General features: G+C 51.0%; 12 protein-coding genes and 3 pseudogenes. 3 read left to right on the top strand and 12 right to left on the bottom strand.

Features of this window, described 5'->3' with window-relative positions:
• The 9 genes and pseudogenes from tssJ to AU509_RS18780 all read right to left on the bottom strand — a co-directional run bounded on the left by tssJ (position 1) and on the right by AU509_RS18780 (position 9,270).
• Entirely contained in the window at positions 1-516 is a 516-nt protein-coding gene (gene tssJ / locus AU509_RS14240) for a type VI secretion system lipoprotein TssJ (protein ID WP_026739480.1), read from the bottom strand.
• The gene (gene tagH, locus AU509_RS14235; protein ID WP_085652792.1) at positions 516-1,754 is read right to left on the bottom strand and encodes a type VI secretion system-associated FHA domain protein TagH; all 1,239 of its coding nucleotides are present in this window, start codon (positions 1,752-1,754) and stop codon (positions 516-518) included. Before tagH ends, tssJ begins: the two co-directional genes overlap by 1 nt.
• A 2-nt stretch (positions 1,755-1,756) precedes the next feature.
• Positions 1,757-2,754 (bottom strand): annotated as a pseudogene (tssG, locus tag AU509_RS14230) (type VI secretion system baseplate subunit TssG).
• Positions 2,718-4,484 (bottom strand): type VI secretion system baseplate subunit TssF, encoded by a 1,767-nt coding sequence (gene tssF, locus AU509_RS14225; RefSeq protein ID WP_094118655.1) that lies wholly within the window; start codon positions 4,482-4,484, stop codon positions 2,718-2,720. The pseudogene tssG and the gene tssF overlap by 37 nt, the downstream one beginning before the upstream one ends.
• A gap of 2 nt (positions 4,485-4,486) precedes the next feature.
• Positions 4,487-4,921 carry a type VI secretion system baseplate subunit TssE gene (gene tssE, locus AU509_RS14220; RefSeq protein WP_085652790.1) on the bottom strand — a complete coding sequence of 145 codons (435 nt, stop codon included), beginning with the start codon at positions 4,919-4,921 and terminating at the stop codon, positions 4,487-4,489.
• Between the two features lie 6 nt (positions 4,922-4,927).
• A pseudogene (gene tssC / locus AU509_RS14215) lies at positions 4,928-6,405 on the bottom strand (type VI secretion system contractile sheath large subunit).
• A gap of 30 nt (positions 6,406-6,435) precedes the next feature.
• A complete protein-coding gene (gene tssB, locus AU509_RS14210) occupies positions 6,436-6,939 on the bottom strand; it encodes a type VI secretion system contractile sheath small subunit (protein ID WP_085652788.1) in 504 nt (167 codons plus the stop codon).
• Positions 6,940-8,851: 1,912 nt separating this feature from the next.
• Positions 8,852-9,001, bottom strand: a complete 150-nt coding sequence (locus AU509_RS18785) for a hypothetical protein (RefSeq protein ID WP_244201009.1) — start codon at positions 8,999-9,001, stop codon at positions 8,852-8,854.
• A 137-nt stretch (positions 9,002-9,138) separates the two neighbouring features.
• Positions 9,139-9,270, bottom strand: a complete 132-nt coding sequence (locus AU509_RS18780; protein ID WP_254901591.1) for a hypothetical protein — start codon at positions 9,268-9,270, stop codon at positions 9,139-9,141.
• Between the two features lie 117 nt (positions 9,271-9,387).
• Here AU509_RS18780 and AU509_RS14200 point away from each other — a divergent pair, with 117 nt between their 5' ends.
• The 3 genes from AU509_RS14200 to AU509_RS14190 all read left to right on the top strand — a co-directional run bounded on the left by AU509_RS14200 (position 9,388) and on the right by AU509_RS14190 (position 10,787).
• A complete protein-coding gene (locus tag AU509_RS14200; protein WP_244201008.1) occupies positions 9,388-10,110 on the top strand; it encodes a hypothetical protein in 723 nt (240 codons plus the stop codon).
• Positions 10,092-10,280: a hypothetical protein gene (locus tag AU509_RS18775; RefSeq protein WP_244201007.1), complete on the top strand. Its 189-nt coding sequence runs from the start codon at positions 10,092-10,094 to the stop codon at positions 10,278-10,280. Before AU509_RS14200 ends, AU509_RS18775 begins: the two co-directional genes overlap by 19 nt.
• A 255-nt stretch (positions 10,281-10,535) precedes the next feature.
• A complete protein-coding gene (locus tag AU509_RS14190; RefSeq protein WP_094118653.1) occupies positions 10,536-10,787 on the top strand; it encodes a PAAR domain-containing protein in 252 nt (83 codons plus the stop codon).
• 134 nt (positions 10,788-10,921) lie between these two features.
• On the opposite strand, the pseudogene AU509_RS14185 reads toward AU509_RS14190, so the two are convergent.
• From AU509_RS14185 to istA, 3 genes and pseudogenes are all read right to left on the bottom strand, one after another.
• Positions 10,922-11,053 (bottom strand): annotated as a pseudogene (locus tag AU509_RS14185) (integrase core domain-containing protein); the annotation flags it as partial.
• 56 nt (positions 11,054-11,109) lie between these two features.
• The gene (istB, locus tag AU509_RS14180) at positions 11,110-11,907 is read right to left on the bottom strand and encodes an IS21-like element helper ATPase IstB (protein WP_094118651.1); all 798 of its coding nucleotides are present in this window, start codon (positions 11,905-11,907) and stop codon (positions 11,110-11,112) included.
• Positions 11,907-13,079 (bottom strand): IS21 family transposase, encoded by a 1,173-nt coding sequence (gene istA / locus AU509_RS14175; protein ID WP_094118650.1) that lies wholly within the window; start codon positions 13,077-13,079, stop codon positions 11,907-11,909. The genes istB and istA overlap by 1 nt, the downstream gene beginning before the upstream one ends.
• Positions 13,080-13,180 lie beyond the last annotated feature (101 nt).

The following is a 13,180-nucleotide window of genomic DNA, read 5'->3' as shown; positions in this document are numbered from 1 at the left end:
CTATTCTTCTTCTTTTTGGAGTTCGACTTCATCCAGACGCAGATGCACGAGAATCTGATAGGCCCGTCCGGTATTTTTCACTTTGATGACCTTGCGCCATTCGGCGCTGTCGGGATCGGCATAGCGAGCAACGACGCCGATATAACGGATCTTTTCATCCAGCTTGACCGGCGGCAGATACTTGAACTGCCCCGGCAGCAGGGTGTAGTCCTGGTGGTCGATGTAATTCTTGCCCAGCGATTTTTCCAGATCGGCCGTCACCTGGTCGTAGTCCGTCGCCAGCAGCTTGGAGTCCTCCGACAGCATGACGATCTGGAACTCAATCGGCGCCGCTTCCCCACTCTCGTTGGGGTTCACGTCCGGCTCGGCAAGCAGGCTGAACCCGGCGGTTGAGGGCTGGCTATCGTTGCTCCCCACCTGAATATCCGGGTTCATCGCAACGTCAGCCATCTTGCCCATTGTGGTACAGCCTGAAAGCAGCAGTAATACCCCGGAAAGCAAGAATGTCCGCAGCATCAGATTAACTCCTGTTGCTCACGGACGACGCGGTCGTAGGCCTGGGAATACACCTGCTGGAACAGCTTCTGGAATCCCTGCTGGCGTTCGGACGTCAGTTCGCGGAAGTAGTGCTGATACATAGACCAGGCCCAACCGTCATCCATCGGGTTTTGCTCGCCGGAACGGCGATAATGTTCGAAGCGTTTGAGCAGAACGTCAGGCGAGAACGCCTGCAAAATGCTGTCCAGCGCGGTCGCGATGGCCTGCTGGTTGGCGACGTGGTGAATACGCACGTTGCGCAGGACCTCGTCGACGGCGGCCGGCGCGGACAGGTGCACCGGGCTTTTCTCCTCGGCGAACAGCAGCGCCAGCGTGTCGTGGTAGTCCAGACTCAGGCGCAGCGGGTTATCTTCAATCGGACGCAGATGTTTGTCCGACAGCGCCGCCTGATCGGCCTGCAGCTTCAACAGTCCTTCAATCATGGCGCGCAGCGTTTTTCCCATTTCTTCCAGGAAGTTGCTGAGATGCTGATTGTTGCCGATGTTCAACGTCTGACCGAGGCCTCGCATCAGCGGGGCCAGCGCGTTTTGATCGATGTTGTCGCCACCGGTCAGCGAATCAAAACGGTCTTGAATAGCGGGTAGCTCGAGAAATTCCTGGTCCATGGTGCCCTCAGCGGCTGAAGAAGAAGTAGATGAAACACGAGTCGTGGTGGAGAATTCGGGTGTTCCCCGCGTCTCCTGAGTAAGGAATGCGTTTGCGCCGGTTTGCTCCTGCTGCAACGCCAGCAGCGGATCGCTGGCCGGAGACGGCGAAGACGTCTGTTCGGTATTTTCGGCGGCCTTTTCCTGAGCGAGCCAGTCATCCAGCTCATTCTCCGAGCGATTACCGATGATCTGCGCCAGTTCCGGTTCCGCGCTGACTTTGCCCAGATATACCCGCAGCCGGAACGGCCCGACCGTCAGTTCGTCGCCCTGATCCAAAAAGACTTTTCTTGAGCGTCCAATGGGCGACGTCGCGCCATTGATAAAGGTCTGGCCGCTGAGATCGCACAGGCAGAAGCGTCCGTCATGGACTTCAATGCGCGCATGTTCAGGCAGCACCGCGCCCAGCCGATCTTTCAGTTTCCAACTATCCTGCTCCGAGGAGCCCAGCGTGCCGCCGCCTTGATGAAACTGGTATTGAACCTGGGAGTTGCCTTCCAGCTGCTCACTGTTCAGCACAACCAGAGAAAGTTGTTGATTGAGTTCGTTCACGATTACTCCTGCACGCAAATAGTCACATCAGGCTCGCTCGGCGGCTCGCCGAGAAAGCTGCTCCATCCCAAACGAGCGCTCTGCTCATGCCCCAGGCGAAGCCTTTCGCTTCTCCCAAACCAAACCCCAACCGCAAGTCCCACGCGCACTGGTCGCGCAGGATGAAAGACACGAAGCGCACCAGTGGCTGAAAATGCTCGCCGTTAGGCAGAAACTGCAAAAACTGCGCGAAGCTCAGATTGCTGATTTTCAGCAAAAATTTGCCCGCGCAGTCGTTAACCTTGTCGCCAATGACGAAGTCATTGCCCATCATGGAGTTGGCCATTCCCAACCGATTTTGCTGATCCGCGTGAATCGGCACTTTGCGCGCCTGCCAGGCGATGACATCGACCATCTCCAGATCGAAACAGTGCGCGACCAGACCAGCCACCACTTCCGGCGAGCGACTCGGGCTCGCCAGCATCCCCGCGTACGACAGCATTTTTGCCCGGTTGACAGGCAGGCTTTCGCGTACCGCGTCATTGCCCAGCCCCACCAGCGCGAACATCAGCCGCGAAAAGCCGTCTTCCCCTTCGTCCTGAAAACGGACGTGGTAGCGGTATTTCCGCCAGATACGGTGCAGCAGCGTCAGCAGGCGGTGGTGGAAGAAATCCAGAAACGCGCCCAGTTTCTGTTCACCCTGCGCATACTCCCAGGCCAGATCGTCCAGATAGTAGCCGGGCATCGGCGACTGGCTGCCATGCAGCCCCATGAAGGCGACTTCCAGTACATGGCCCTGCGTTTCGTCCTGCGTAATGCCTTGTATATCGCTGCTGTGGAACCCCAGGGACGCGGTGGATTTGAACCGTATGCGTTCCTGCTCGGGGCGGTAGTCCAGCCCCCGTTCCTGATCCACGCCCTCCAGCTGGTTGACGAGTTCAACCAGCTGGAAAAAATTGAAGCGCGGCGCATCATCCCGAAACATCACATCATGGAGTGCTGACCTATCTGGACTGGCCATTTGTAGCGCTCCTTGTTATCAAGGTTGATGATTTCCAATAGATGGAAGGCGTTGACACTGGCGTAAAGCGAGAAGAAATGCGCCAGTACGGTGCCGAACAGATACAGCTCGCCCTCGCTGGCAAAGGCGGACTGATACACGGACAGCACCGACTTCAGTCCACGCACCGGCATGCCGCGGATCAGCCGGTCTATCGGCGTGGTTTCAATCGACTCGATCCCGGCCAGACGCTTACGAGACGCCTGCTCCGCCTGTTTATCGTGCAATGCCGGGAAGTCATACGTCCGCAAGATCTGCACCAGCGCATCGCGGCGCAGCAGCGAGACATAGTTCAGCGACAGGTTGGAGATCAGCGTCCAGTGCAGGCTGCCGTCCAACGCGGGACGCAGCGGCCGGGTTGGACGGATAATATTTCTGAACGTCGCGAACGACGGCGAGCTGCCGGTTGTCTTGCAGACCGCGCCGACAGGCAGCTGCGATGCTTTGGAGCGGTTGGTACAGGTCAGCGAGACCGATATGGATTCATCCATATCGACCGCTTCGGTTTCATCGCCGCGCACAAACGACAGCGCATGTTCGAAACCGTCGCCGCTGACCGCTTCGCGCACACGGGTGCGGTAGTACAGGGCCAGACGGCCCTTCGCGCGCTCAATCTGATGCTGGAAGCTTTCAAACGGCTGATACTGACGCGGCTCGCCGCGCGTGCGCCCCATATGTCCTTCGATCCACCCTTCGACTTTGTCCACCGAGAAAATCTCGTAGGCGTCCGCATGTCGGTAACTGGCCTTGAGCGGATATTCCGTCTGGCGGCCGTTGAGGTTGATCGGCTCGCTGTCATGCTGGAACAGGTTGATCGCCGGTACGCAGTTCAGCATGAAAGAGTCAGGACGGATTTTGAGTTCCGCAGGCAGCGGGCAGGCAAAGCAGAAGTGAATTTTGAAATCAGTGACCGACAGCGGCTGGTTCGGCCAGTCGGCGCCGGAAAGCTGGAAGAACAGGAAGCTTTCCGGGAAGCAGAAAAATTCCTGCAGAATACGGTAGCCGGAGTAGACGTTGCTCGGGTAAGGCAGCAGTGCGTCTTCCCGTTCGAAGCCGATCGTTTTTAACGTACTGGCTTCTTGTCTGAATCGTTTCCCATCGATTTCAAGCTCGATGTGGGAGAGCTTGCTGGAGAGCCAGAAATAGAGCTCGTAGGCGGTATAGCTGTCGCCTCCCAGATAAAAACGCAGCTTGTCCAACTGCAATTCGTTGAGCAGCATCGGCCCATGCAGATTGAAGTCCAGGCTGATTTTGGAGAGGTCGTTACCGCTTTGTACGCTGATGTCGCGGATATCCGCGGGATACACCCAGGCGTCATGACAGGTCTGGAAATGGCATACGACGTCGTCGACCGGCTGGCTATCCAGCATACAGCCGCGGCTGATTAAGGCTGGTCGCGCAATGGCTCCAGGGATCACTGAGAACTGCATGATGGTCATGCTGGGAACCGGACGGAGATAGTTCGGCCAAAGCATGCCCAGCAGCCCGTGGGTCAATTCAGGAAATTCATCCTCAATTTTTGCCCGCAAACTTCCCGTCAGAAACGCAAACCCCTCCAGCAGCCTCTCGACGTCCGGATCGGTGGTTTGTTCTGATAGAAAACGGGTAAGTTCAGGGTGGGCATCGGCAAACTGGCGTCCTTGCAGACGCAGGTAAGCTATTTCATCCCTGAAGTAGTGTTCCAGAAGCATAGTTACGTCATTCTATAATGTCGGTGACTGTCCATATGGATATTGAAGGAAGTGACCTGCTCCAACTGTTCCAACCGTACGTGTGCTGTCACCTGAAACGCCATTTCGAGCGGGCTAGATTGATAGTCGTTGGAACTGACTTCGACGTGAACAATGCGCGGTTCGTACTGGCAAATGCATTGCCGTATCGCCTCACGTATCCGACCACGTATATCTGCTCCGCCCTGCGTCGCGTCATTAAAATCAATGACGCCGAGATCAGGCGCACTGCGACAACTTCCCGGACGCGTATTGAGCACCTGGTCGAGTTTGCGTTTCACCGACTCGACCAGGCACTCCAGCTCGTCCTGAGGCGAAGAACTGCGACGTTCTTCGCCCCGGATACGATCGAACAGGCTGGCGGCACTCCCTCTATCCCACGAAGAGAGAGAGGCCATCAGGTATTATTCCTTGTCCAAACGTCCCACCAACGACAGTTCAAAATTCGCCCCCATGTACTTGAAATGAGGACGTACGGACATCGCGACCTGGTACCAACCCGGTTCACCTTCAACATCCAGAACCTTGATCTGAGCGGCACGCAGCGGGCGACGGCTACGAACGTCTGCCGGCGGGTTTTCCTGATCGGCAACGTACTGTTTGATCCAGCCGTTCAGTTCACGTTCCAGATCCTGACGTTCTTTCCAGGAACCAATCTGTTCGCGCTGCAGCACTTTGATGTAGTGAGCAAGACGGTTGATAATGAACATGTATGGGAGCTGTGTGCCCAATTTGTAATTTGTTTCCGCGTCTTTCCCTTCTTTGGTGTTCGGGAACACCTTCGGTTTTTGCACCGAATTGGCAGAGAAAAATGCAGCATTATCACTGTCTTTACGCATGGTCAGAGTGATGAAGCCTTCCTCTGCCATTTCGTATTCGCGACGATCGGTGATCAGAACTTCCGTCGGGATCTTGGCCTGCAGCTGACCCATCGCTTCATAAACGTGTACCGGCAGGTCGGTGATCGCGCCACCACTCTGCGGACCGATGATGTTCGGGCACCAGCGATATTTCGCGAAGCTGTCCGTCAACGCCGTTCCCATCAGATAGGCCGTGTTGCCCCACAGGTAGTGATCGTGGTCGACACTGATATCTTCTTTGTAGTTAAACCCTTTGATCGGGTTTTCTACCGGGTCGTACGGCAGGCGCGCCAGGAAACGCGGTGCAGTCAAGCCAGATAACGGGAGTCTTCAGATTCGCGCAGAGAGCGCCACTTGGTGTAAGCCGGACCTTCGAAGACGGATTTGAGGTCTTTGATCGTCGGCAGTTCGGTGAAGCTATCCACGCCAAAGAACGTCGGATCAACCGATGAAATAAACGGGGAATGGGCCATTGCGCCCACTGCGCTCGTGTATTGCAGCAGTTTGATATCCGGAGAGCTTTGCGTGAAGGCATAGTCACCGATGACCGCGCCGATCGGCTGTCCGCCGAACTGGCCGTAACCGCTTGAGTAGACGTGCTTATAGAAACCGGACTGGGTGATTTCAGGCGCGAACTCAAAGTCGTCCAGCAGCTCCTGCTTGGTGGCATGGAGCAATAGAATCTTGATGTTTTCACGGAAATCAGTGCGATCAACCATCAATTTCAGCGAACGCCAAGAGGATTCCAGTTCCTGAACTTCCTCAGCGTGCAAAATCACATCGACCTGCTTGCTGAGCTTTTTGTCCAGCTCAACGATCATGCTATCCACCAGCGCCTTGTTGACCGGCTCGCTGGTATCGCCACTGTCCAGAATGTTTGAAATCAGTGCGGCGATACCCTGCTTGGCGACGCTATAGCCTTCATCGACAGGTGTGAGCCGGGCTTGGGCCATGATCTCATCAAGCAAGGAAGGAGCGGCACTGTCTGCGCCCGCCTGTACTTTCTCTTCTACTACTGACATGTTTGTTTCCCTTCTCGTCAATCCAACGTATTACTCAGCAGGTTTCACCAGATCCAGCTCTTTCAGCAGCTGTTCCCGCGCATCTTCGCTGGCCAGCAGATCCTGCAGACGATTACGGAATGCTGGGATGTTGCCAAGCGGTCCCTTCAGCGCAACCAGCGCTTCACGGAGATCTAAAAGCTTCTGCAATTCAGGTACTTGTTGAGCAATACGATCGGGGGAGAAATCGGCAAGCGATTCGATGTTCAGCTTTACAGGCAGGTCATCCTGGCTCTCTTCTTCCAGGCGATTAGGCACGCTGAAATTGAGTTCCAGTTTGGATTCTTTCATGACGGAAGAAAAATTGTTCTTATCGATCGATACGGTGGAACGCTCCTCAATCGGCGTTTCTTCCGTACGACCCTTCATATTACCAACGACCATCAGGGTCAGCGGCAGTTCAATTTCGCTCTGCTGTCCCCCAGTTGCGGGTACATATTTGATATTAATACGTTCCTTTGGTGCAACGGATGCACCATCAATTCCTTTTCCCATATTCGCATACCAGGTTTAGGCCCTGACTGGCCAGAAAACACATGGTCGATTCCTTCCAGGGTACGTCCGAGATTAATTAGAACAACACTGTTCGGATAAGAAAAATAAACTATTTTCCGTTTATCGACCGGTGATATTACCTAAGTAACTGGATATAACCAATATTACTTCCGCTTGGTATATCCATTACCAAATAGTAAAAAAGCAGTTAGCTTCGAGTTAATTGAACGGTATAGAACTAAATACTGACGAGGCGATGATACACACACCTGTAACAGGTGGTCAATAATAATATTATTCTGTATTGATAAAATAAAAACATCTATAAAATCATGGATATAAAAAAATTTTCAGAATCAAAAAAGGGAATAAATCAATAAAAAACCAAGTTTTTCAAACATAAGAAAAAGCCACAATATTGCGCTCTAAACTTTAATTAATATCGTTACGGTCACCATGGTTATTATTTCAATGCGACTAATATCTCGAGGTTACATGCCATAAAAATGAACACAATGCGCCGTAAACAGTAGCGTTAGACGGCTTTGAGCGGGATCTGGAGGATTATCACTCACTTAAGCATGAGGACTAAATCAATCAAAAAAGAACATCAGAATGAGATGAAAAAATGAAGGAGGCCCATCCAGCAAATACCGCGATCCCTTACAGGATGATTGTTATCTAATAATACCAGTTGAGTTCGCAGGCTTAATTATTCTATTAAACACGGCATCCCCCGCAACACCATTAACATCTCCATCACTAAATTCAAGAGAATAACAAAGATTCGATAACGCACTGAAAACCGATTATATGCTGACAATATTGCTTAGTGCGGCCCTACCCCTCGTCTTATGACTGTCAGCGATTTTAATACCATTAAGGAACAAGATATTAGATAAAGCCACACAAAATGTTCGCAATTTTGGATAAATAAAATATTTGGGACTAATAACCATTCTGTAAAAAACAAAAACCAGAACGGTGTAAAAAACAAACGATGAGATAATGTCGAATGACGGGTGGCCTGTCCGGGAGTGTTTTTATAGGGCTGAAGATAGGAAGATCACATCATCAGAGAAGATGATATGGGGAGATAAGGCTTGGGCAGCAGGGTGGATCAGCCAAGCACGTGATATTCGCCAGCGTTCATGGCGATTATCGAAGTGAACGCCGCCTCATCGCATCACGCACTACAGGCCAGGCTCCTTACCTGCGTGACGCACGCATTGATATACACTCCGGTAGCAGAGTCGTAGCCGATGACTGCCCGCAACACATCATTCATAATATTTTATCGACGGTTTTGATTGACAGGTTTCAGCGTAAAAGATCGATTCAAGCAGTCGCTGATGGCTGTCATTCCTCTCGGCAGTAAAAACGTCCCAAACTAAGCGGCTTTCTCGCGCAGCTTAGTGTTACGGGCTACAACGTCGGTCAGCACCATAGTCTGAAGGTCAACTCATCATCAAAGTGCATTGCTCATCATCTTATTCACTCCCTCAGTTAAACATTTATAGACGAAAACGACAGAGGTAAGTCAAACGGACAAAACTGCAGAGCTGGAGGATGGCTATTACAGCTGGGGATGAACGTGACAGGCTGATTGCGGACATAAAAAAAGCCACCCTGGGGTGACTTGATTTTCATACTGATGGTGCGAAATCCGGACTCGCACATAATGACTAATCCTTTGATTTAAAATCAGTAAAAAATAACATTTAGATAATGTACCAACATCGATACAACACATTAAATCGTTAATTTTGGAACTCTAATCGGGGCAAGAGTTACCTGTAAAATGCTCGACATCGAGCGTATCTCTGGCGCTATGTATCAATCACATCCATTGTCGTTATGCAAAAACAGGCATAGGCCTCTTCCCACGAAACGTGTCTTTCACCGAAGATCATTAGTTTACCAATTGCAGATAGCGTTTCTTATAGACAGGATTGCTCGCCAGTTCTTCCAGCCCCATGTTCAGTTCTTCAACAGGTAACACGCAGAATTCAGGATACTGAGCACCGTAACGTTGGATATCCTGCTCTATACATTCCTGCACAAAGCGCTTTAAAACAGTAACGTCGGCGCCTTTTTCTCTAACAATTCAAAAGTTGTCGTAGATATGACGCACCAGTAACTCATCCACTGCACGTTCCACATTACGCATACTTGCAGCCGTTCTACGCATCATCGAGATCAATTTTCAGCCTGGGTGCTGGCGATAGTTGCGCAGGGAACAGCCCTCACTACTTCGCCTTTCTTTGTTAAAGGCATTACCAGTGAGCTAATAGCACGATTTTCCGCAGCCTCAAGCAAATCCGTTTCCATCAGTGGACAGCCCCTGTCGAATATCTGACTAAACAGCTGATTCGTTAGCCGGAGGCTATAGTAAATAATCCATTTGTGACACAATTCCGTAGCAAGAAATCAGATGGAGCCGATTTTGTGGAACACGAACAGTTTATGCAGTATGGCCGTGGGTTAGGATTGTGGCAGAACCCACGAGAAAATATTAAGCCTAAACCAACAAGTTATTTCAAAGATGAGCCTGTTTATCTAACGCCACCAAAAGGTGAGTGGGTTGAGCCGATTCAGGAATGCAAAAAAGAGCATAATCCATTAGAGAATGGTGTTTTTATCTGGACGGAGATTAAGGGGACAGGACACACTTTTGTATCTGTTCACGAGCATAACAATGCTTCTGTTTTTACCTATGGCCGTTTTGGTCGAAGGTCTGGTATTGCTGGCGCTGTTGGTGATGGTATTCTTAATTTTTTGCAATTTGAAGATGCTAGAAAATACTATCGAGAAGAATTGTACCAAGAAGAAGCCAAGGTTTTTATTATTACAGATGCGGATCCAGTTATTGCAAGGATGTACTTTGAAAGGTTATGGAATTCAGGAAGCAAAGTTAAAGAGACCGTAAAGATGGGGGATAGCACTAAACGAAACGGTAGAACAATAGATCAATATGATGTGACAGGCGTGAACTGTACAACCCATGCAACAAAGGGCATTAAAGTGGCAGGGACAAAAGTCTTTCGTGGGGGGTATACAATTAACTCTCAGATTAATGTTGATTATGAAGAGGATTTTGCAATACCAGTATCACTGCGGCGGTATTTAGATAAAAAAGCAAGGATAAATCCATGCTTGTTGTTGATATGACAAGTGAGTTTAAAAAACAGTACCCTAATATTGATAATTATCAACCAATAAGTGAAGATGCCATTATGCGCGGAGTATCTGAGGTTATTTCTGGCATAGGTAATATTTCGCCTTATTCCGGTGGTACTGTCGGTGGGTTGTTTGAGGGTACTTATGATGTTAACAAGTAAGAGTAAATTTTTTATTCGATGGTTTAGTATTTTCATAGTTTGTTTTTTTTATTTTTTTAGTATTGCCTTTGTTTCTTTTGGGTATATTCAGGATAATGAAAGGATGGTTTTTTTATCTGATAAAACAGTGTCCGTTGAATATCATTTTGCGATATTAGCCGATATGAGAGGCGCTATGGATTCAATGCGCTCAGTTGTGTTGATTGGTTTTCCGATTAGTGTGATATTGATCCTTCTAATTTTTAAAAAAATTAGATAAGTGATTTGGACTGCCCCTGCCACGGTAGCCATCCGCCTACGCCTGTCACAGCGGGTTCATCAACCGTTAAGGTTGATGGTCTTCCATTGGCTCGACAAGGCGATCCTCTGGCTCCGCACGGGCACAACCGCATCATTAGCGGTGGTTCATCCAGTGTCTTTATTGACGGCAAACCCGCTGCACGTACGGGAGACGCCGTTAGCTGTGGCGGTGTTATTATCGGCGGTGGAAGTGTGGCGATTGGGTAACTGGCTGTAGTGCTTATGCACCATCCAGACGCTGGGAGCATATTGGCCGAAAATCCTTTTCCACTCAGGACGAACCAATAACGACAGGAGTGTTGATGTATCAATATGTGGCTTAAATTGTAAGCACACCTGTTTTAGTTCCACGCACTTTTTGAGATTTCCGTTTTTTCAGCCATCAGCCGGTATTCTTCCGGTGTCAGGTTATTCAGGGATTCATGGGGCCGCTCACTATTATATTCAGTCAACCAGCGCTCTGTGATTTCCCGTTGTCAACGCCAAGCTTTATGACCGTTTTTCGCCATTTTTAATGCCCGCTATTTGATCATTTTTGCTGACCGCTTTCTGCCATTTCATCTTCATTGATTGGCATTGCGTTTTTAGCCAGCACACCCGCTTTGCGCTTTTCTTTCAATCGGTAGCTTTCTCCTTTGATATTCAATGTGGTTGAGTGGTGCAACAGTCGATCCAGGATCGCAGTTGCCAGTACGTTATCTCCGAACATCTCTCCCCAGTCTGCGAAGCCTTTGTTGGACGTCAGGATGATGCTCGCTTTTTCATATCGTCGGTTCAGGAGCCGGAAGAACAGACTGGCCTCCTCTCTGGTCATTGGCAGATAGCCTATTTCGTCCAGGATCAGCACCCGCGCATAACTCAGTTGTTGCAGCTGCCGCTCCAGCCGGTTCTCCTGCTTCGCTTTCATCAGCGTGGCTACCAGTCTGTCCAGCGGCATGAACAGCACCCGATGACCTGCATCCGCAGCCTTCACGCCGAGAGCAACGGCCAGATGGGTTTTCCCCACACCGGGTGGCCCCAGCAGGATCACGTTCTCGCAGCGCTCCACGAACGCCAGCCCGGCAAGCTCCCGGACGACCTTGCGATCGATACCTGGCTGGAAGCTGAAGTCGAACTGCTCCAGCGTTTTGACCCACGGGAAGCGCGCCTGCTTCAGTCGGGATTCCATTCCGCGCTGATGTCTGCCGTTCCATTCCTGCTGTAGCGCCATGCACAGGAACTCACGGTAGTTCAGCTCTTTTTTGACCGCCTGCTCCAGCAGGCTTTCAACGTGGTAGCTCAGGTGCTCCATTTTCAGACGCCCCAGCAGTGCTTCAAGCTCATGCATCACAGCAACTCCTCATAGGTACTCAGTGGGCGATGTTCCACCATGCTGACCTGCTGCCAGAGCGGAGCATGATGTTCCGGTACTGTCTGCCAGCCAGATGATGCTGAACAGAGTCGGTGTGACGCCACCTGCTGATCATTACTGTAGATCCGTAGCTCATCATCCAGCGAGATCCGTATCGAGACCGGCTGTCCACACAGGGTTTCGGGAACACTGTAACGATTGCCACCCACCTCGATATAGCTATCCCATGACACATGGCGGATGTCGAAGTAGCTGGTATCGAAGTCGCTCCCCGGCAACGGCTGAAGGTGCTCTTTTTCCAGCGCGAAGCGCTGTTCCGGTGTCTGCCTGAACTGGCGAAGCTCCCGTTTGTCAGCAACATCGGCCATCCAACGCTCCAGTTGCTGGTTAACGTGGGCGAAGCTGTCGAACCTGCGATACCGGACAAAAAAGTTCTCCTTGAGATATTTCACCATCCGCTCTACTTTGCCTTTGGTTCTTGCCCTGCGCGGGCGACAGGCCCGTGGCAGGAAGTCATAGTGGTCGGCCAGCAGCAGGAACCCGGAGCTGAACACCACTTTCCCGTTGTTATTTTTCAGCACCGCGGCTTTCTGGTTATCAACCAGCACGGTTTTAACACTGCCACCGAAGTAGCGGAAGGCACGGACCAGTGACTCATAGGTATGTTCAGCATCCTGCTTTGGCGCGGCGAAGACATGGAAGCGACGGGAGAACCCTAGCGTGTTAACCGCGAAGTTAACTTTGCATCGCTGCCCTGCGATCTCTACCTCAACTTCGCCCCAGTCGTGCTGAAGCTGGTAGCCGGGTTGGGTTTCAAAGCGGACTGTTTTCTTCGACGGCCGCATTTTGCGTTTGGGCTGGATGTAATAGCGCAGCATGGAACGTCCACCGGTGTAACCCATTGCTTTGATTTCAGCGAGGATGACCTCGCCATTCCAGACATTCTCTGCCAGTCGCGTGTCGATATAGTCCATGAACGGCTTCAGTTTGGCCATTTTGTGGCGCGTTTTTCTGGCCGGTGGTTCAGGGTATTTAAGATACCGTCTGACGGTGCGCTCAGAGCACCCCACCTGAGTCGCAATATCGACGATGTACGCACCTTGCCTGCGCATTTGCTTTATCATGTAAAAGTCCTCTCTGCTCAGCATGTTGATGTCCTTTCTGGTGTGAGAACCTCAAGGAAACAACATGTTGGGTGGAGCGGACAATCCAAATGGTGAATTACTGTCTTATATCATTGGCGCTAACA

Origin of the sequence: Lonsdalea britannica, assembly GCF_002111595.1 — a bacterium.
In the GTDB taxonomy this organism is placed as follows: Bacteria; Pseudomonadota; Gammaproteobacteria; order Enterobacterales; family Enterobacteriaceae; genus Lonsdalea; species Lonsdalea britannica.
The sequence above is the reverse complement of the archived record's forward strand: the minus strand, read 5'-3'. Positions and strand labels throughout refer to the sequence as shown.